Below are 21,982 nucleotides of genomic sequence, written 5' to 3' on the forward strand. Positions count from 1 at the left end.
CTCCAGGACGCCCTCCGACAGGGGGCCCGCGAGCAGCGCGCACGCCGGCACGCAGAGCCCCTGGATGACGGCCCGCACGGAGTACACGCGGCCCCGCACCCCGGGCGCGACACACCGCGCCCAGAGGGCCTGCACGCAGGTGGAGAGCCATGACAGGCACAGGCCACTGACGAACAGGCCGCCCGCGATCCACGGCACCGAGCGCCACAGACCGATGGCGCTGATGGCGACGCCCCCGACGAAGGCCGCGCCCAGCAGGCCGTCCACCAGCCGCCGGGGCCCCCCCCAGGCGCTCATCAGCAGCGCGCCCGTCAGGATGCCCGCGCCTCCGGCCGCGAGCGTCGAGCCGAGCGCCACGGGGCTCGCGAACGACAGCACCAGCGGAGAGACGGCCAGCGTCACCAGCTCCACGATGAAGCTGATGGCGGCCCAGACGAGCAGCACGCCGAACAGGCCGGTCCGCTGACGCAGGTACACCCAGCCCTCCGCCGCCTCGCGCAGCAGGCCCTGGCGCGGCGCCTCCGCGCCCGCGAAGAGGCGCGGGGGGACGCGCAGCCGGGCCAGCGTGGACAGCCCGAACAGCGCGGTCACCAGGTCGATGACCACCACGCCCGCCAACCCCACCGTCGACACCAGCACCCCGGCCACGATGGGGGCCGCCAGCCCGGAGATGGCGTCGCTGATCTGCAACATCCCATCCGCGCGCGCCGCCTCCCGACGGGCGACGAGCTGCGTGACGAGCGCGAAGTGCGCCGGCTGTCCCAGCGAACCGCACAGCGAGTTGGCCGCGACGATGAGCCAGATGTGCCAGGTGTCCAGCCGCCCTACGAGCAGCAGCGCCGCGAGCGCCAGGGTGCAGAGCGTGGCGCCCACGTCACTGAGGATGAGCGCCCGGCGGCGGTCCATCCGGTCCACCAGCGCGCCCGTGAAGGGCATGACGAGCACCGCCGGCAGCGAGCCGAACAGCACGATGAGGCCGAACTGGGAGGCCGACCCGGTCCGCTGGAAGACCCAGACGCCCAGGGAGAAGCGCGTCAGGGCGGACCCCGCCTGCGTCACCGTCTGGCCCAGCCAGAACTGCAGGAAGGGCCGTGACCAGACGCGTACGCCGCCCTCCAGGCTGTCGGCGGCTCCGGATGGCGTCATCGGTCCCTGCATGGCGGTGGCGGGCCGCGCGAAGGTCGGGAGCACCGCTCCCTTCCGCGCGTCAGAAGCCCTCGAGGTTCAGCCTCCGCCCGAGCCGCGCGTACCCATCCAGCAGCCGCAGCACGGGCCGCCGCAGCACGGGCGGGGAGAGCTGCCGCGCCGCTTCCGACGCGACGTAGTGCACCGCGAAGGGCATGTACCGGGCCGCCTCCGTGACGTGGGCGAAGTTGTAGGTGAGCGAGACGCTGGCGCTCAGCGTGTACACCTCATGCAGCCAGCAGCCCGGGATGAACAGGATGTCGCCCGGTTCGAGGACGGTCTCCACCACGCGGGCGCCCGCGTAGGCCTCCCGCAGGCGCGGCGAGTCCCACGGCTCCGGCGTGCGGGACTTCAGGTCCGGGAAGAGGGGCGCCTGATCCGGGGAGATGAGGAAGCACTGCTTGCGGCCATGCACCTGGCACAGCACGGCGTTCGTCAGCCCGGAGTCCGCGTGCAGCTTCGTCACCGCCCCCTTCGGGGAGACGTAGATGCCGGACGCCGGGTGGCGCAGCGTCGTGGGATCCGAGTGCAGCACGTGCGGGTGCAGGTAGAAGCGCGCGGGAAGGAAGGAGGGCCGCGCCCAGTCCTCCCGGACGCACCGGAACAGCGCGTCCGTGAACCCGCCGTCCTCGTCCGACCAGCGCAGGTAGGGCACCTCCTGGCCCGCGGGCACGTCGCCGGACTCAAAGCGTGGCAGCAGGTCGACGTAGTCCGCGAAACGCATCCTGCGCGTCTCCTGGAAGCCGCCCCCCTGCAGGCACACGGTCATGTCCCCCAGCAACCCCTTCAGGTAGCCGGGCGTCCACTTCCCCAGGGCTGCCCAATCACGCATCGCGTCCGTGACGACCACCGGCCTGCGCTGGCGGAGGTGGTCCCGGATGAAGGCGTGGTCGCTCAGGCCTGCTCGGCGTTCAATCTGTGGAAACTGCACGGACGGTCGTCCTCGCGAGGGCGGATTCGCGGGTGGAAACTATCACCATTCCTCTCCTGGGAAAGCCCCCTTACCTGGACACAACGCGATATGACATATTGACCGGATTCCAGGCGGCGACTCCAAATGCCTCCCACGCCCCGGACTGAATTCCTCCCAGAACGTCTCGAACGTCCGTCCATGGAAACCACTCGCGTCCGTCCTCCGCACTTCACCGGCGAATTTCCCGCGACACTGATTGAACTCGGGCGCCTGCGGGCCGCGAGCCAGCCGGACCGCGTCGTCCACACCTTCCTCCGGGACGGAGAGCGTGAAGACGCCTCGCTGACGTTCGGGCAGTTGGATCAACGGGCACGGGCCATCGCCGCGGTGCTGCAACAGGGCAGCGCCGTGGGGGAGCGCGCGCTGCTGCTCCAGCCTCCGGGGTTGGACTTCATCGCCGCGTTCATGGGGTGTCTGTACGCGGGCCTCATCGCCGTGCCGGCGTACACGCCCGGCCGTGGCAACCTGAAGCGGACGCTGCCGCGCCTGCTGTCCATCGCGGCGAGCGCCCGGCCGTCGGTGGTGCTGACGTCGCGGGAGATCGAACAGTTCCTGCGCCCGCGCGCGCCCGAGCTCCCGGTGTCGCGCTGGTGCGCCACGGACGCGCTGCCCGCCGGGGCGGAGTCGGCCTGGGTGCCGCCCGCGGTCTCCGGCGAATCGCTCGCCTTCCTCCAGTACACCTCCGGCTCCACCTCCGCGCCCAAGGGCGTGAGGGTGAGCCACCGCAACCTGCTGCACAACCTGGAGGCCATCCACGCGGGCTTCGGACACACCGAGGACAGCGTCGCGGTGACGTGGCTGCCCGCCTTCCACGACATGGGGCTCATCGACGGCATCCTGCAGCCGCTCTACGGCGGCTTCGTGAGCCACGGCATGGCCCCGCTGGCCTTCCTGCAACACCCGCTGCGGTGGCTCCAGGCCCTGTCGCGCTACCGCGCCACCCACAGCGGCGGCCCCAACTTCGCCTACGACCTCTGCGTCAGCCGCATCCCGCCCGAGCAGCGCGCGACGCTGGACCTGTCCAGCTGGCGCGTCGCCTACAACGGCGCGGAGCCCGTGCGGCGGGACACCCTGGAGCGCTTCGCCGATGCGTTCGCGGTCGCCGGGTTCCGCCGCGGCGCCCTCTACCCCTGCTACGGACTGGCCGAGGCGACGCTCAAGGTCAGCGGCGGACAGTCCGCCACCGGGCCGGTGTACGCCCGCGTGCAGGCCGCGGCGCTGGAGCGCCACGAGGTCATCGACGCCACGGAGGCGGGGGACGGCTCACGCTGGCTCGTGGGATGCGGCACGCCCCCGGCCGGCCTCACCGTCGTCGCCGTGGATCCGGAGACCCGGCGCCCCTGTGGCCCGGAGCGGGTGGGAGAGCTCTGGGTGCGCGGCCCCAGCGTCGCGCAGGGCTACTGGAACGAGCCCGAGGAGACCTCCCACGCGTTCCAGGCGCGGCTCGATGGGGAGCCGGAGGCAGGGCCCCTCCTGCGCACCGGAGACCTGGGCTTCCTCCGGGACCGGACCGTGTTCGTCACCGGGCGGCTCAAGGACCTCATCATCCTCCACGGGCGCAATCACTATCCCCAGGACATCGAGGAGACCGTCGAGCGCAGCCATCCTTCCGTGCGTCAGGGGGCGTGCGCGGCGTTCCCGGTGGACGTGGACGGAGAGGAGCGGCTGTTCGTCGCGGCGGAGCTGGACCGGCACGCGCCGGGTGTCCGGGCCTCCACGACCCCGGACGCGGAGGAGCGGCTGGACGACATCGTGCGGGCGGTGCGCAAGGCCGTCGCGGACGCCCATGAAGTCCAGGTCCACCAGGTGCTGCTGCTGCGCCCGGGGACCCTGCCCAAGACCTCCAGCGGCAAGCTGCAACGGCGGGCGTGTCGCCAGGGCTTCCTCTCCGGAAGCCTGAGCACGCTCCAGGCCGGCCCCGAACGCCAGTCCCCTGGCCACGACTGAGCCCCATCCCATGACACCGGTACTCACGGCGCAGGACATCCAGGCCTGGTTGACGGCGCGGCTCGCCGAAAGACTGGGGCTCCCCCCGGAGCAGATCGACCTGCGGGAAGCATTCGCCGGCTACGGCCTGGGTTCAGCGGAGGCGGTCATCCTGTCGGGCGACCTGGCCCGCTGGCTCGGACGTCCGCTGTCCCCCACGGTGCTCTGGGAGCACCCCACCCCGCTGGCGCTGGCCGCGTTCCTGGCCGGCGCCGCGGTGGCCCCGCCCGAAGCCGCGCCCCAGGCCGTGAGTGATTCGGAGCCCATCGCGGTGATTGGCCTGGGCTGCCGGCTTCCCGGCGCGGACTCCCCGGAGGCCTTCTGGAAGCTGCTGGTGAACGGGACGGACGCCATCACCGAGGTGCCCGCCGAGCGCTGGGACCTGGGCGAGTTCTATGATCCGGACCCCACCCGCCCGGGCCGGATGAGCACGCGCTGGGGTGGCTTCCTCCGGGACGTCGACCACTTCGACCCCGGGTTCTTCGGCATCTCGCCGCGCGAGGCCATCCGGTTGGATCCGCAGCAGCGGCTGCTGCTGGAGGTGGTGTGGGAGGCATTGGAGGACGCCGGGCTGCCGGTGGAGCGGCTCGCGGGCACGCGCACGGGGGTCTTCATCGGCATCTCGAACAGCGACTACGGGCGCATGCAGCTGGATGACCCGCTGCTGGGCGATGCGTACGTGGGCACGGGCAGCGCGCTGAGCATCGCGGCCAATCGCATCTCCTACCAGTTCGACCTGCGCGGCCCGAGCCTCGCGGTGGACACCGCCTGCTCGTCGTCGCTGGTGGCCGTCCACCTGGCCTGCCAGAGCCTGCTGCGCGGCGAGTCCACGCTGGCGGTCGTCGGCGGCGTGAACCTGCTGCTGTCTCCCGCCGTGACGGTGAACTTCACCAAGGCCGGCTTCATGGCCCCGGACGGGCGCTGCAAGGCGTTCGACGCCGGGGCGAACGGCTACGTGCGGGGCGAGGGCGCGGGCGTCGTCGTGCTCAAGCGGCTGTCCCAGGCGGTGGCGAATGGCGATGCCATCCACGCCGTCATCCGGGGCAGCGCCGTCACCCAGGACGGCCGGAGCAACGGCCTGACCGCGCCCAACCGCCAGGCCCAGGAGGCCGTGCTGCGCGAGGCCCACCGGAGCGCGGGCACCACGCCCGGCGCGGTCCAATACGTCGAAGCGCATGGCACCGGCACGTCCCTGGGAGACACCATCGAATTGGAGGCGCTCGGGGGCGTGGCCTCCGTGGGCCGCGATCCCGCACGGCCCTGCCGCGTCGGCAGCGTCAAGACGAACATCGGGCACCTGGAGGCCGCCGCCGGCATCGCCGGGCTCATCAAGGTCGTCCTGTCGCTCAAGCACCGTCAGCTGCCGCCCAGCCTGCACTTCCAGACGCCCAACCCCCTCATCCCCTTCGAACGACTCGCCCTGTCGGTGCAGACGGAGGCCACCCCGTGGCCGCGCGCGGACGCGCCCCTCCTCGCGGGCGTCAGCTCGTTTGGCTTTGGCGGCACCAACGCGCACGTCGTGCTGGACGCGCCACCGTCCGTGCCGGCCTCCGAGGGGACGTCGCCGGAGCACCGGCACGCCACGGACGGAGCGCGGCTGCTCACCATGTCCGCCCGGGACGCCGCCGCGCTGGAGCTCCTGGCGCGGGACTACCGCGAGCTGCTGACGCGAACCCCTGAGGCGCCCGCGCTCTCGGACGTCGCCTCCACCGCCGCACGGCGCCGCGGCCAGCATGACCACCGGCTGGCGCTCGTCGCCCGGGGGAACGCGGAGGCCGCGGGGCTGCTGGAGTCCTTCGCCCGGGGCGAGCCCCGGACGGGTCTCTTCTCGGGGCCCCGTCGCGCGAGCCGCCCCCGGGTGGTGTTCGTCTTTCCGGGGCAGGGTTCGCAGTGGGCCGGCATGGGACGGGAGCTGCTCGCGTCCGAGCCCGTGTTCCGCGAGGCCGTGGAGCGGTGCGAGACCGCGCTCCAGGCCCACGTCGACTGGTCGCTCGTGGAGGTGCTGACGGGGGGCCCCGCGGCCTCCCGGCTCCAGGAGATCGACGTCCTCCAGCCAGTGCTGTTCGCGGTGGAGGTCGCGCTCGCCGCGCTGTGGCGCTCCTGGGGCGTGGAGCCGGACGCCGTCGTGGGCCACAGCATGGGAGAGGTGGCCGCGACGTACGTGGCCGGGGGCCTGTCGCTGGAGGACGCGGCGCGGATCATCTGCGTGCGCAGCCAGCTGCTCCTGCGCCTGAGGGGCCAGGGCGCCATGCTCGCGGTGGAGCTGTCCGAGGAGCAGGCCACCGCGCTCATCGCCGGAATGGAGGATCGCGTCTCCGTGGGGGTGAGCAATGGCCCCCGGTCCACCGTCCTCTCCGGGGCGCCGGACACGCTCCGGGAGCTGCGCACGAAGCTGGAGCGCGAGCACGTCTTCTGCCGCGAAGTGAAGGTCGACGTCGCCTCGCACAGCCCCCAGGTGGAGCCGCTGCGCGCGGAGCTGCTGGAGGCGCTCGATGCGGTGGAGCCTCGCACGCCCACGCTGAAGCTCTTCTCCACGGTGGAGCGCGAGGGCGAGCCGTACCTGGATGCGCACTACTGGTGGTGGAACCTGCGGCAGCCGGTGCGCTTCGCGGAAGCCGTGGCCGACCTGCTGGCCCAGGGCTACGACACCTTCATCGAGGTGAGCCCCCACCCCATCCTCGCGATGCCACTGGCGGAGAGCATCGCGCAGCGGGGCGGCGACATCGCGGTGCTGCCGTCCCTGCGCCGCGACGAGGACGCGCGCACGGTGTTGCTCGGCGCCCTGGGCGCGTTCTACGTGCGCGGAGGCGCCCCCCGGTGGGAGCGGGTGCATCCCCAGACTCCGCCCATCCCGCTGCCGAACCACCCCTGGCGGCGGGAGCGATACTGGTTGCCGGCGCAAGCGCCCTCCCGCACGCGGACCGCGCGGCGCTCGCCAGCGGAGGTGGCGCTGGAGGCAGGCCAGCGTCAGGCGGCCCAGGCCCCGCTGGACCTGGCGCTCCATGCGCAGCCGGACACCCGCCGGCGACTGGACGCCCTCACGCAGGGCTTCATCGTGGCGGCCCTGCGCGAGCTGGGGGCCTTCGGTCAGCCCGGCGAGCACCTCACGCTCGAAGGGCTGGAGGCCGCGCACGGCGTGGCGCCGCGCTATCGCAAGCTGATGTCGCGGTGGCTGCGCCGCCTGGTGGACGCGGGGCTGCTGGAGGCGCACGGTGACGCGTTCGTCGCCCGTACGGCGCTACCCGAGCCCTCCGTTGCCACGCTCGTGGAGGAGGCGCGCACGCACTGCGCGGGCCTCGGCTTCCTCGTGGACTACCTCCAGCGCTGCGGCGAGCAGCTGCCCGGCGTCCTGCGCGGAGCGGTGGATCCGCTGGAGCTGATGTTCCCGGGCGGCTCCCTGGCCACGGCCGAGGGGCTGTACCAGACGTCCGCCATCGCCCGGTACTACAACGCCATCGTCCGGTCCGTTGTCGAGTCCGTGCCGCGCGTCCTGCCGGGCCCCGTGCAGATCCTGGAGATTGGCGCGGGCACGGGCGGCACGTCCGCCACGCTGCTGCCCGCCCTGTCCGACCTGGGCGTGACGTACTGGTTCACGGACGTGTCGGAGTTCTTCTTCGCCCGGGCCGCCGAGCGCTTCGCCGCGCATCCGTTCGTGCGCTACGGCGTGCTCGACATCGAGCGGGAACCCCGGACGCAGGGGTTCGCCCCCGGCGGCTTTCAGCTCATCGTGGCCTCCAACGTGCTGCACGCCACGCGCGACCTGCGGGAGACCCTGGAGCACGTCCGGTCGCTGCTCGCGCCAGGGGGCGTGCTCATCCTCTGGGAGGTGACGCACCCGCAGCCGTGGTTCGACATCTCCTTCGGCCTCATCGAAGGGTGGTCCCGGCACGAGGACGCGTGGCGCGAGGACCAACCGCTGCTGCCCGCCGCCCGCTGGACGGAGCTGCTGCGCGGCCAGGGCTTCGTGGACGTCCAGGCCTTCCCGCCTCCGGGCTCGCCCGCGGAGGTGCTGGAGCAACACGTCGTCGTCGCGGCGCTTCCGGACGGCCCCGCCCGGCGGACGCTCGCGGACGTGCCGGACGTTGAGCCCGAGTCCTGGACGGCGGCGCGGGAGACCGTGCTCCCCGTGGGCGTGCCCCCACTCGTGGCGCTCCAGAACGCGGCCACTCCCGGCGAGCGCGCGGAGCTGCTCGCCCAGGGCGTCACGGGACAGGTCGCGGCCGTGCTGCGCCTGCCTCCGGCGCGCGTGGAGCTGGGCAAGCCGCTCAACCGGCTGGGGCTCGACTCGCTGATGGGGCTCGAGCTGAAGAACCGCATCGAGCGGACCTGGTCCCTGAAGCTGCCCCTCGCGGAGATCTTCCTCGCGGAGGGCGTCACGGACCTCGCGGGCCGGGTGCTCGCGCGCTGGAACGCCGACCACGCCGTGCAGGAGGCCCCCGCCGCCGTCGCCGCGGGGATTCCGCGCGGGAGCGAGGCGCTGGGAGAGGCGCCGCTGTCGCACGCCCAGGAGCTCATCTGGATCAACACCCAGCTGGAGCCCGAGCAGGCCTTCTACAACGTGCCCTACGCGGTGCACTTCGACGGGCCGCTGGACGTCCCCCGGCTGGAGGCGAGCCTCGCCGCCCTGCTGCGCCGGCATGAAGTCCTTCGCACGACCTTCCACGCGCGGGAGGGCCACGCGTATCAGGTCATCCAACCGGCCACCGGCTTCCGCCTGCCCGTCGTGGCGCTGCGCGGCTCCACCCCCGAGGCGCGCGCCACGGAAGCGGAGCAGGTGCTGGCCCGGGAGGTGGGACGGCGCTTCGACCTGGACCGCTCCGTCCTGCGCGCCTGCCTCCTTCCCCTGGCGGAGGACCGCCAGGTGCTGCTGCTCGTGCTGCACCACCTGGTGGTGGATGGCTGGTCCGGCGCACTGCTCATGCGCGAGCTGGGAGCGCTGTATCGCGCGGGGGGCGACAGCGAGGCCGCGGCCCTGGACGCGCTCCCGGTGCGCTACGCGGACTTCGCCGTCTGGGAGCGGGCGCGCCTCACGCGCGAGGCGCTCTCGGACTCCCTGGCGTACTGGCGCGAGACGCTCGCGGGAGCGCCCCCATCCGTGGACCTGCCCACGGACCTGCCCCGGCCGTCTCGGCGCGGCTTCCGCGGGGCCCTGTACTCGGAGACGCTGCCCGCGGCGCTCGCGGCAGGGGTGCGCGAGCGGGCCTGGCAGGAGGGCGCCACGCCCTTCATGGTCCTCAAGGCGGCGCTGGACGTGCTGCTGTACCGCTGGACGGGCCAGACGGACCTGGTCGTCGGGACCGTCGTGGCGAACCGGGGCCGGTCGGAGCTGGAACCGCTGGTGGGCAACTTCATCAACTTCCTGCCCCTGCGCACGCGGCTGTCCGGCGACGACACGGCGCGCTCGCTGCTGGAGCGGGTGAAGGTGTCCGTGCTGGAGGCCTCCACGCACCAGGACTGTCCCTTCGCCGCCATCGTCGAAGCGGCCCGGCCCCAGCGCACCGGCGGCCCGTCGCCCCTCTACAACGTGGCGCTGCTCTTCCATGCCTTCAACCTCCCCGGCGACGAGTGCTTCGCCGGCACCGGGCTGCGCACGCGGTTCGAGCTGGTCCACAACCGGTCCTCCGCGCTCGACCTGCGCTTCGTGGTGACCGAGCTGCCGGAGGGGCTGCGGTTCGAGTGCGAGTACGACCCCGACCTCTTCAGGCCCGACACCGTGAGCCGGTGGATGGACCACTACCGCACGCTGCTGGAGGGGCTGTGCGCCGAACCCGGCGTCACCCTGGCGCGCGCACCGCTCCTCACGGCCCCCGAGCGCCACCAGCTCCTGCGCGAGTGGAACGACACGCGCGTGGAGCTCCCCCAGGACATCTGCCTGCATGAGCTGATCGCACGGCAGGCGGCGCGCTCGCCGGACGCCGTGGCCGTCACGTTCGAGGAGGCGGCGCTCACCTACGCACAGTTGGAGGCGCGGGCGCACCAGCTCGCGCACCGGCTGCGCCGGATGGGCGTGGGCCCCGAGGTCCGGGTCGGGGTGTGCCTGGAGCGCTCGCTGGAGCTGGTAGTGGCGCTGCTGGGCGTGCTCAAGGCGGGCGGCGCCTACGTGCCGCTGGACCCCGAGTACCCCGCCGAGCGACTCGGGTGGATGCTGGAGGATGCCCGGGCCCCGGTGGTCCTCACGCATTCGCACCATGCGAAGACGCTGCCCGTGGGCGCGGCGGCGGTGCTGTGCCTGGACACGGAAGCAGCGGCGCTCGCGCGGGAACCCACCCACGCCCCGGAGACCGGGGTGACCCCCGACCATCTGGCCTACGTCATCTTCACGTCCGGCTCCACGGGGCGCCCCAAGGGCGCGATGAACACCCACGGCGCCATCGTCAACCGGCTGGTGTGGATGCAGCGGGCCTACGGGCTGGGCCCCTCGGATGCCGTCGTCCAGAAGACGCCCTTCGGGTTCGACGTGTCGGTCTGGGAGTTCTTCTGGCCGCTCATGACGGGCGCGCGGCTGGTGGTGGCGCGGCCCGGGGGACACCGCGACGCCGGCTATCTGGCCTCGCTGGTGGCGCGCGAGCGCATCACCACGATGCACTTCGTGCCCTCGATGCTGGGCGCCTTCCTGGAGGCACCGGGCCTGGAGGCATGCACGGCGCTCACCCGCGTCCTGTGCAGCGGCGAAGCCCTGCCCGCCGAGCTCCAGTCCCGCTTCTTCGCGCGGTGGACCACCTGCGCCCTGCACAACCTGTACGGCCCCACCGAGGCGGCCGTGGACGTCACGGCATGGGAGTGCCAGCGGGGCGACTCCCGGCTCGCGGTGCCCATCGGGCGGCCCATCTCCAACGCCGGCATCTACCTGCTCGACGGTGAGCTGCAGCCGGTCCCCGTGGGCGTCGCGGGCGAGCTGTTCATCGCCGGCACGCCGGTGGGGCGCGGCTACCTGCGGCGGCCGGACCTGACGGCGGAGCGCTTCATCCCCGACCTCCATGCGGCCACGCCCGGCGCGCGCATGTACCGCACGGGGGACCTGGCCCGCTTCCATCCGGACGGAGCCATCGAGTTCCTGGGCCGGTTGGATCATCAGGTGAAGATCCGCGGCTTCCGCATCGAACCGGGCGAGGTGCAGGCGCTGCTCGCGCGGCAGCCCGCGGTGCAGGAGTGCGTGGTGCTGGCCCGCGAGGACGTCCCGGGCGACAAGCGCCTCGTCGCGTACGTGGTGCCGCATCCGGCCCCCGCGTGGGACGAAGGGGCGGCCCGGGGAGAGCTGGGGGCGCTGCTGCCGGAGTACATGGTGCCGTCGGCCTTCGTCATCCTCCCGGCCCTGCCGCTCACCCCCAACGGGAAGCTGGATCGCAAGGCGCTGCCCGCTCCAGCCCGGGGCATCCCCGCGTCGGACACGGCGCCCCAGCGCCCGCTCACGGCGGTGGAAGCGCGGATCGCCGGGACGTGGGCGGACGTGCTGGGCCACGAACGCGTGGGCCCTTCGGACGACTTCTTCGCGCTCGGCGGCCATTCGCTGCTCGCCACCCGGATCATCTCCCGCCTGCGCGCGGCCTTCTCCGTGGAACTCGCGGTGCGCGACCTCTTCGAGGCGACGACCGTGGAGCGGCTGGCGGCCCGTGTCTCGGCGGCGCTCGCCAGCACCCCGGTGGTTCCCCAGGCACCGCCGCTAATGCCCGCGGCCGGCGCGGACGCCGGACGCCTGTCCTTCTCCCAGCAGCGGATGTGGTTCCTGGCCCAGCTGGAGCCGGACAACCCGTTCTACAACCTGCCCGCCCTCGTCCGGCTGGAGGGCGCGCTGGACGCCGAAGCGCTGGTGCGGAGCTTGCGCGAGGTGGTCCGCCGGCACCAGGTGCTGCGGACCACGTTCCCCCAGCGGGAGGGACACCCGGCCCTGCACGTCCTGGAGTCGCCGCTCACCGTGGAGCGAGTGGACCTGCGCGCGCTCGCGCCCGAAGCGCGCGAAGCGGAGGCCCTGCGCTTCGCCACCACGGAGTCGCGGCGGCCCTTCGACCTGGCCGAGGGTCCCCTGCTGCGGGCCCACCTGCTGCGGCTGGAGGACACGCGGCACCTGCTGCTGCTGGTGATGCACCACATCGTCGCGGACGGAGGGTCCATGGCCGTGCTGGTGCGCGAGCTCATGGCGCTCTACCCCGCGTTCAGCGCCGGCGGCCCGTCCCCCCTCCCCGAGCTCCGCCTCCAGTTCTCGGACTTCGCCGCGTGGCAGCGGCGGTGGCTGGACGGGGACGCGCTCGCGGCGGTGCTGGGCTGGTGGCGTGAGCGGCTCACAGGGGCGCCCCGGGTGCTGGACCTCCCCATGGCCCGCGCCCGTCCCGCCGTGCAGCGCTACCGGGGCGCGCGCCAGCCGGTCCACCTGTCACTCGCGACGACGCGGGCCCTGGTGGAGCTGGGCCGCGACACCGGGACCACCCTCTTCATGACGCTGCTCGCGGGGTTCCAGACCCTGCTGCACCGCTACTCGGGCGCCCTTGACGTGGTGGTCGGCTCCCCCGTCGCGAACCGCGACCCCGTGGAGGTGGAGGAGCTGATCGGCTTCTTCGCCAACGTCCTCGCGCTGCGCACGGACCTGTCCGGGGAGCCTTCCTTCCGGGGGCTGCTCGCGCGCGTCCGCGAGGTGACGCTGGGCGCCTACGCGCATCAGGCCGTCCCTTTCGAGAAGCTGGTGGAGGAGCTGCGCGTTCCCCGCGGCCTGAGCCACGCGCCCCTCTTCCAGGTCCTCTTCGCGTTGCAGAGCACGCCAATGCCGGAGCAGGCGCTGCCGGGCCTGCGCCTGACACCGGTGGAGGTGGAGCCCGGCACCGCGCGCTACGACCTGACGCTGACGCTCGAGGAGGGCCCCCAGGGGCTGCACGGCAGCCTGGAATACGACACGGACCTGTTCGACGCGCCGACCGCCGGGCGCATGGTGCGCCACCTGGAAGTGCTGCTCGAAGGGGCCACGCGCACCCCCGACGCACGCATCGGCCTGCTGCCGCTGCTCCCCGAGGCGGAGCGCCACCAGGTGCTGCGCGAGTGGAACGCCACGAGGAGGGAGTCCTCCGCAGGGTGCGTGCACGAGCGGATCTCCGCCCAGGCCGCGCGGACCCCGGACGGCCTGGCGGTGATCACCCCGGAGGCCACGCTCACGTATTCGGCGCTGGAGCGCGGCTCCAACCAGCTCGCGCACCACCTGCGGTCGCTGGGCGTCGGGCCCGAGGTCCGCGTGGGCCTCTGCCTGGACCGCTCGGTGGAGCTCGTCGTGGCGCTGCTGGGCGTGCTCAAGGCGGGAGGGGCCTACGTGCCCCTGGACGCGGCCTTCCCGGCCTCGCGCCTGGCCCAGATGGTGGAGGACGCACGGCCGACGGTCCTCCTCACGCACACGGCCCTGCGCGGCGCCGTGGATGCCGGTGACGCGGCCGTGGTCTGCCTGGATGCCGCCACGGACCTGCTGCGGACGCTGCCCGCCACACCGCCCCGGGTGGAGCTTTCGCCCGAGCATCCCGCGTACGTGCTGTACACCTCCGGCTCCACGGGACGCCCCAAGGGCGTGCAGGTGACGCACGGGGGCTTGAGCAACTTCCTGGACGCCATGCTGCACGAGCCCGGCATGGGTGCCGGGGACGTGCTGCTCGCGGTCACCACTCTCTCGTTCGACATCGCGGGCCTGGAGCTCTACCTGCCGCTGCTGGCCGGCGCGCGGCTGGTGCTGGTGTCGCGCGAGGTGGCGGTGGACGGCACGCGGCTCGCGGACGCGCTGCTCCGCCACGGCGCCACCGTCATGCAGGCCACCCCCGCGACGTGGCGGCTGCTGCTCGCGAGTGGCTGGAGCGGGAAGCCCGACCTGCGCGTGCTGTGCGGAGGCGAGGCCCTGCCGCGCGACCTCGCGGCCACGCTGCGAGCGGCGACGGCCGGCGTCTGGAACCTCTACGGTCCCACCGAGACGACCATCTGGTCCTCCGTCCACCGCGTGGAGGACACGGGCGTGGACATCCCCATCGGGAGGCCCATCGCCAACACCACGTTCTACGTGCTGGACGCAGCGCTCCAGCCCGTCCCGGTGGGCGTCCCGGGGGAGCTGTACATCGGCGGCGCCGGGCTCGCGCGGGGCTACCTGGACCGGCCTGACCTGACGGCCGGTGTCTTCACGCCGGATCCCTTCAGCGACGCACCGGGCGCGCGGCTCTACCGCACCGGCGACCTGGCCCGGTGGAGGGCGGACGGAACCGTCGATTATCTGGGCCGGCGGGACCAGCAGGTGAAGGTGCGCGGGCACCGGATCGAACCGGGTGACATCGAGGCCGCGCTCACGCGCCACGAAGCCGTGCGCGCGGCGGTCGTCGTCGTGCGCGAGGACGTCGCCGGAGAGAAGCGGCTGGTGGCCTACGTCACCCCGAACGGTGAGCCGCCCACGCCCGCCGGCTTCCGGGATCACCTCCGCGCCCTGCTGCCGGAGTACATGATCCCCACGGCCTTCGTGGTCCTGGACGCGCTGCCGCTGACCCCCAACGGCAAGGTCGACCGCAAGGCGCTGCCAGCCCCGGGACCGCTCCAGCCCGCCGCGGGCTTCGTCGCGCCCCGCACGCCCACCGAGCAACGGCTCGCCCGGCTCTGGGCCGAAGTCCTCCACCTGGAGCACCTGGACGTCACCGCGAACTTCTTCGAGCTGGGAGGCGACTCCATCCAGGGAGTGCTGGTCATCGCCCGGGCGAACCAGGCCGGGCTGCCGCTCACCGTCCGCCAGCTCTTCGAACACCAGACCGTGGCCGCCCTGGCCCAGGTCATCGACGGCGCGCCCGCGCCGGAGTCCTCCACCGCTCCGGAGGAACCGGCCGCGTTCTCCAGCCTCGCTCCGGCGATCCAGGAGTGGCTGCGGGCCCGCATCCCCACGGCGGAGGACGCCTTCGCGCTCACGCCGCTCCAGGAGGGCATGCTCTTCCATGCGGTGAACGCTCCGGAGCAAGGGGCGTACTTCCAGCAGCTCCACTGCACGGTGGAGGGTGCGCTGGACGCGGACGCGTTCGCGCGGGCCTGGCAGCACGTGGTCCAGCGCCACGCCGTGCTGCGCACGTCCTTCCACTGGGAGGCCGTGGAGCACCCCGTCCAGGTGATCCACCGGGAGGCCACCGTCCCCGTCGAACACCTCGACTGGAGCACCCTGCCCGCCCCCGAGCAGGCTTCGCGGCTCGCGTCGTACCTCGAAGCGGATCAGGCCCGGGGGTTCACGCTCGACAGCGCGCCCCTGATGCGGGTGGCCCTGCTCCAGACCGGGGCGCGGAGGTGGACGCTGGTCTGGAGCTACCACCACCTGCTGCTCGATGGCTGGTCCGCCGCGCGCGTGGTCCACGAGGTGGCGATGGCCCAGGCGGCGCTCCTCAAGGGTGAGCCCCCGCCGCGCCCGCCGTCCCGGCCCTACCGCGCCTATCTGGACTGGTTGCGACGCCAGGACCTCGCGGCGCCGGAGGCCTTCTGGCGCCGGACCCTGGCGCCCTTCACCGCGCCCACCGCCCTGCCCCGCTCGGGTCCGGAAGCCCCCGGTACGGCCTCCTCCCCTCGGGAGCACCAGACCCGGCTTCCGGCCGGGGTGACCCGGCAGCTCCAGGCCCTGGCGCGACGTCACCACCTCACGCTCAACACGCTGGTCCAGGGGGCCTGGGCCCTGCTGCTGGCCCGCTACAGCGGTGAGCGGCAGGTCCTCTTCGGCGCCACCACCGCGGCCCGTCCCGCGGAGCTCCCCGGCGCCGACACGATGGTCGGCCTGTTCATCAACACGCTGCCGGTGCCCGTGACGGTGGACGAACACGCGCCGGTGGACGCGTGGCTCAGGGCACTCCAGCAGCAGCAGTCCGAAGCCCGCCAGCACGAGCATGCCCCGCTGGCGCGCATCCAGGGCTGGAGCGCACTGCCGCGCGGCCAGGCGCTGTTCGACACACTGCTCGTGTACGAGAACTATCCCCTGGAGCACGCGCTGGAGGATCCGGCGCTCGGCCTTCGGATCAGCGACGTCCACACCCTCGAGCGCACGGGCTACCCGCTGACGGTGGTGGCCGTGCCCGGCCCGGACCTCGCCTTCCGCTTCCTGTACGACGCCCGCCACCTGGACGACGCCACGGTGGCGCGGCTCGCGGAGCACCTGGGGACGGTCCTCTCCACCCTGCTCGCCGTCCCGGAAGGACGCGTGGGCGGCGTGACGCTCCTGTCCGAACAGGAGCGTCATCGCCTGCTCGTCGATTGGAGCGAGGGCCCGGCGACCTTCCACGGCGGCGCCCACCTTCCTTCCCTGTTCGCGGCGCGGGTCGCGGCCACGCCGGACGCGGTGGCCGTCGTGCGCGATGGGGAGCCCCTGACCTATGGCGCACTGGAGGCCCGCGCGAACCGGCTGGCGCACCACCTGCGCGGGCTCGGTGTCGGCCCCGACGTCAAGGTGGGGGTGTGCATCGAGCGCTCATTCGAGCTGGTGGTGGCGCTGCTGGGCATCCTGAAGGCCGGGGGCGCCTACGTGCCGCTCGATCCGGAATACCCCCGCGAGCGCCTCGCCTTCATGCTGGAGGACTGTCAGCCGCGGGTCGTGGTGACGCGGGCGAGGCTGGCCGGCGCGCTTCCCCCAGGCCCCGGGCAACGCGTGTTGCTGGACGCGGAGGAAGCCGCGTGGACCCGGCACCCCGCGACCCCTCCGGAGGTGCTCCTCTCCGATGAGCACCTGGCCTACGTGCTGTACACGTCGGGCAGCACCGGCCAGCCCAAGGGCGTGCAGGTGTCCCACGCGGCCATCGTGCGGCTGGTGCACCAGGTGGACTACGTCCGGCTGGGGCCACGGGAGCGGGTGCTCCACTTCGCGCCCCTGGCCTTCGACGCGTCGACGTTCGAGCTGTGGGGACCGCTGCTGACGGGAGGGCGGCTGGTGCTGGCTCCCCCCGGAGCCCTCTCCCTGGAGGCGCTGGGCCGGGTCATCACCGGGGAAGGCGTCACCACCCTGTGGCTCACCGCGGGCCTGTTCCATCAGGTGGTGGAGCATGCGCCGGAGGTGCTGCGCGGGGTGCGCCAGCTCCTCGCGGGCGGCGACGTGCTGTCGGCCTCCCATGTCCAGCGCGTGCTGGCGTTGCATCCGGACTGCCAGGTCATCAACGGCTATGGCCCCACGGAGGTGACGACCTTCGCCACCACGCACGCGGTCTCGCGCACGGAGGACGCGCGGGCCTCGTTGCCCATCGGGAGGCCCATCGCGGGGACGCGGGTGCGGGTCCTCGCCCCGGACGGCGCCCCTGTTCCCGTGGGCGTCGCGGGAGAGTTGTTCCTCGGCGGAGCGGGGCTCGCGCGCGGCTACCAGGGCCGGCCGGAGCTGACGGCGGAGCGCTTCGTTCCGGATCCGTTCTCCTCGGAGCCGGGCGCGCGGCTGTATCGCACCGGCGACCTCGTGCGCTGGACCGAGGGGGGCCGGCTGGAGTTCCTGGGCCGCGTCGACCACCAGGTCAAGGTGCGGGGCTACCGCATCGAGCCCGGAGAGATTGAAGCCCTCCTGCGCCAGCATCCGGACGTGCGCGAAGCCGCCGTCGTGGTGCGCGAGGACCGTCCGGGAGACAAGCGCCTCACCGGCTACGTGTCGTGGCGGGGGGACCGGCCGCCGGAGCCCAAGGCGCTCCACGACTTCCTGCGGGCACGCCTCCCGGAGTTCATGTGCCCCACGGCCTTCGGAGTGCTCGCGGAGCTGCCGCTCACGCCCAACGGCAAGGTGGACCGCCGGGCCCTTCCGCGCCTGGAAGGTGGAGGCCTGGAGCGGAGCACGCCCCAGGTCGCGCCCCGTGACCCACTGGAAGCCTCGCTGGCGGCGCTCTGGGCGGACGTCCTGGGCCTGGAGCGGGTGGGCGTCGAGGACAGCTTCTTCGAGCTGGGTGGCCACTCGCTGCTCGCGCTCCGGCTGATCGCACGCGTGCGCCAGGTCTTCCAGCGCGACGTGCCGCTGGCGGCCCTCTTCGAGTCCTCCACGGTGGCGGCCCTGGCCCGGCGGCTGGCCGGCACGCCGTTGTCCGGGGATGGGCGCGATTCAACACCCATCCCGCGACGGAACGGAGCCGTGCCGCCACCGCTGTCCTTCGCCCAGGAGCGGCTGTGGTTCCTGCACCAGTTGGAGCCCACCTCCTCCACGTACACCCTCCGCGCGGCGGTCCGGCTGACGGGGACGCTCGACGTGACCGCGCTGGAGCGGAGCCTCAATGAAGTCGTGCGGCGGCACGAAGCGCTGCGCACGACGTTCGTGCGGACCGAAGCGGGGCCCGTCCAGGTCATCTCGCCTCCAAGCCGGCTGTCGCTGCCCGTCGTCGATCTGGGCCACCTCACGCCGTCAGCGCGCGAAGCCGGGGCACGGGAGCGCGCGTTCGCCGAGCACCTGCGCCCGTTCGACCTGGAGCAGGGCCCGCTGGTGCGCGCGACGCTGCTGCGCCTGACGGCGGACGACCACGTCCTGTTGCTGCCCATGCACCACAGCGTGTCGGATGGCGCGTCCCTGGGCGTGTTGCTCCACGAGGTGGGCAGGCTCTACGAGGCCTTCCGCTCCGGTGCGCCCTCGCCGCTGCCCGAGCTTCCCCTCCAGTACGGAGACTATGCGGCGTGGCAGCGGGAGCAGGAGCACGGTCCGCGGCTGGAGGTCCCGCTGTCCTGGTGGGTGCGCCAGTTGGAAGGCGCCCCCACCGTCCTGGAGCTTCCCACCGACCATCCCCGGCCCCCGGTGCGCAACGGTCACGGCACCGTGCACGCCGTCGCCTTCCCGGCGTCCCTGACGGGCGCACTGAACGCGCTCGCCCTGCGCGAGGACAGCACCCTGTTCATGGTGCTGCTCGCGGCGTTCGAGACGCTGCTGGCCCGCTACTCCGGCCAGGAGACGCTGCTCGTGGGGACCCCGGTGGCGGGCCGCTCCAGGGAGGAGCTGGAGCCGCTCATCGGCATGTTCGTCAACACGCTCGTCCTCCGGGCCGACCTGACGGGCGATCCCTCCTTCCGGGAGCTGCTGGGCCGCGTCCGGAAGACGGCGCTGGAGGCGTACGCGCACCAGGAGGTCCCCTTCGAGAAGGTCGTGGAGGCGCTCCAACCCGCGAGGGATCCGAGCCGGCCCCCCTTGTTCCAGGTGATGTTCGCCTACCAGGACACTCGCTCGCGTCCGCTCGTGCTGCCGGGGCTGGAGCTGCGCGCGTTCGAAGTGGAGGCCCGCGGCTCGGCCTTCGACCTGACGCTGTCGCTCGCCCAGGGCCCGGACGGACTGTCGGGAGAGCTCGAGTACGACAGTGACCTCTTCGAGGCGCGGACGGTGGCCCGGATGGCGGGCCATCTGGGAAGGCTGCTCGAAGCCGTCGTGGCAACGCCGGACGTGCCCGTTTCCGCGCTCCCGCTCCTCGCGGCGGAGGAGCGCCACACGATGCTGGTCGAGTGGAACCAGCCGCGCGCCTCGCTGCGAGAAGGCGTCTGCCTGCACACGCTGTTCGAGGAGCAGGCCGCGCGGACGCCCGACGCCACCGCGCTCGTCTTCGAGGACACGACGCTGAGTTACGCGGCGCTGGAGTGGCGCGCCAACCAGCTCGCGCACCGGCTGGTGGCGCTGGGCATCGGCCCGGACGTGCCGGTCGGCCTCTGCATGGAGCGCTCCCTGGAGGTCGTCGTCGCGATCCTCGGGACGCTCAAGGCCGGGGGTGCCTTCGTTCCGCTCGACCCGACCCATCCGAGGGAGCGACTGGCGACGTTGATCGCCAATGCCTCCATCCCGCTCGTCCTCACCCATCCGGCCACGGCCGCGACGGCGCGTGACGTGGGGGCCCGGGTGCTGCACCTGGGGCCAGACGGAGCGGAGCTCGCTTCGGAGCCCGGTGTGCCGCCCGCGAGCGCCGTGGAGTCACGGCACCTCGCGTACCTGCTCTACACGTCTGGCTCCACGGGCGTCCCCAAGGGCGTGATGATCTCCCATGGGGCCATCGCCAACCGGTTGCACTGGGAGCGCCAGCGCCACCCGCTCGCGCCGGGAGATGCCGTGTTGCAGTCCGCGGCGCTGACCTTCGATGCCTCGGTCTGGGAGGTCTTCGCGCCGCTGGTGAGCGGGGCCCGGCTGGTGCTGGCCCGTCCCGGGGAGCACCGCGATCCGGCCTACCTGGTGAAGCTGCTCACGGGGCAGCGCATCACCACCGCGGGCTTCGTGCCGTCCATGCTGCGGGTGCTGCTGGAAGCGCCCGGCATCGAAGCGTGCCGTCCCACGCTGCGCCACCTCCAGTGCGGGGGCGAGGCCCTGAGCAGCGACCTGCGGGAGCGGTTCTTCGAGAAGCTCGGCGACACGCAGCTGCACAACTTCTACGGCCCCACCGAAGCGACCATCGACACCACCTCCTGGACCTGCGGGCCGGAAGATGAGCGTCGGGTCGTTCCCATCGGGCACCCGGTGGCGAACCTGCGGGTGTTCCTGCTGGATGCCCGGAGGGAGCCGGTCCCGGTGGGGGTCGCGGGGGAGCTGTACGTCGGAGGCCCCGGGCTCGCGCGAGGCTATCTGGGACGGCCGGACCTCACGGCGGAGCGCTTCGTTCCGGATCCGTTCGCGCTGGAGCCGGGAGCCCGGCTGTACCGGACGGGAGACCTCGCGCGCTACCGGGCTGACGGCGCCATCGAGTTCCTGGGCCGGATGGATCACCAGGTGAAGCTGCGCGGCTTCCGCATCGAGCTGGGAGAAATCGAAGCAGCGCTGCGCCAGGTGCCCGGCGTCGTCGACGCGGCGGTGGTGCTGCACACGCTGACGCCCGGCGAGAAGCGACTGGTGGCCTACCTCGCCAGCCACGAGGCACCGCCCGACGCCGCGGCGCTGCGCACGTTCCTCCGGGGACGGCTGCCGGGCTACATGATCCCCGCGGCCTTCGTCGCCAGGGAGCAACTCCCCCGCCTGTCGAGCGGGAAGCTCGACCCGCGCGCGTTGCCTGCGCCGGTCTGGGACACGGAAGAAGCGTCCGTGGAGGACTCGGGCCCTCGCGGGCAGGTGGAGGAGGTCATCGCCAGCAGCTTCGCTCGGCTGTTGGGGCGCAAGCGCGTGGGCGTGCACGAGGACTTCTTCACGCTCGGAGGTCACTCGCTGCTGGCCACCCAGGTGGTCTCCGAGCTGCGCTCGGCGCTCGGCATCGAGCTGCCCCTGCGCGCGTTCTTCGAAGCCCCCACCGTCGCGGGGCTGGCGCTCCTCGTGGAGGCCGCGAGGGGAGATCACCGGGAGCCGCCGCCCATCCTGGCCGTGTCTCGTGAAGTCCCCCAGCCCGCGTCCTTCGCGCAGGCGCGACTCTGGCTCGAACACCAGATGAACCCGGAGGCGGCCCGCTACCACCTGCCGACCCTGGTGCGACTGAGTGGGGCGCTGAAGGAAGAAGCGCTGCGTCTGGCGTTGGAGGGACTGGTGCACCGGCACGAAGCCCTGCGCACCGTGTTCGCGCCGGGCGAGGACGGTCCCCTTCAGCAGGTGCTCCCCGCGGGCCCGCTGCCCCTGGCCACGCTCAGCGTGGAGGCCTTGCCTCAAGAAGCCCGCGAAGCCGAAGCGCTGCGCCTTGCGCGCCAGGAAGCCCAGCGCCCCTTCGACTTGCGCCACGGCCCGCTGGTGCGCGCGCTGCTGGTGCGCCTGGGGCCGGACGACGCGGTGCTCCTGCTGGTGCTCCACCACATCGTCACCGACGGCTGGTCCATGGGCGTGCTCGTGCGTGAGTTGGGCGCCCTCTACACCGCGCACGTCTCCGGCCAGCCCCCGGCCCTGCCCCCGCTGCCCGTGCAGTACGCCGACTACGCCCAATGGCAGCGCCAGTGGTTGCAGGGGCCCGTCCTCGACGCCCAGCTGGACTACTGGAAGCA

General features: G+C 73.0%; 4 protein-coding genes. 2 read left to right on the plus strand and 2 right to left on the minus strand.

Features of this window, described 5'->3' with window-relative positions:
• Nucleotides 1-1,191: MFS transporter (locus tag D7W81_RS25770; RefSeq protein ID WP_120558048.1), on the minus strand; the 1,191-nt coding region annotated here is incomplete at its 3' end.
• A 16-nt stretch (nt 1,192-1,207) separates the two neighbouring features.
• Nucleotides 1,208-2,116, minus strand: coding sequence for a cupin-like domain-containing protein (locus tag D7W81_RS25775; protein WP_120558049.1), 909 nt, complete (start codon nt 2,114-2,116; stop codon nt 1,208-1,210).
• A gap of 180 nt (nt 2,117-2,296) precedes the next feature.
• On the opposite strand from D7W81_RS25775, the gene D7W81_RS25780 reads away from it, so the two are divergent.
• Both D7W81_RS25780 and D7W81_RS25785 read left to right on the plus strand, forming a co-directional pair.
• Nucleotides 2,297-4,105 carry a fatty acyl-AMP ligase gene (locus D7W81_RS25780; RefSeq protein WP_120558050.1) on the plus strand — a complete coding sequence of 603 codons (1,809 nt, stop codon included), beginning with the start codon at nt 2,297-2,299 and terminating at the stop codon, nt 4,103-4,105.
• Between the two features lie 10 nt (nt 4,106-4,115).
• A partial coding sequence (locus D7W81_RS25785; protein WP_120558051.1) for a non-ribosomal peptide synthase/polyketide synthase occupies nt 4,116-21,982 on the plus strand: 17,867 nt, incomplete at its 3' end.

This window comes from Corallococcus aberystwythensis, from assembly GCF_003612165.1.
Taxonomy (GTDB): Bacteria; Myxococcota; Myxococcia; order Myxococcales; family Myxococcaceae; genus Corallococcus; species Corallococcus aberystwythensis.

Bases quoted from the DNA above. Each gene is read 5' to 3' on its own strand.
- D7W81_RS25780 (WP_120558050.1), top strand. From the start codon at position 2,297: ATGGAAACCACTCGCGTCCGTCCTCCGCACTTCACCGGCGAATTTCCC.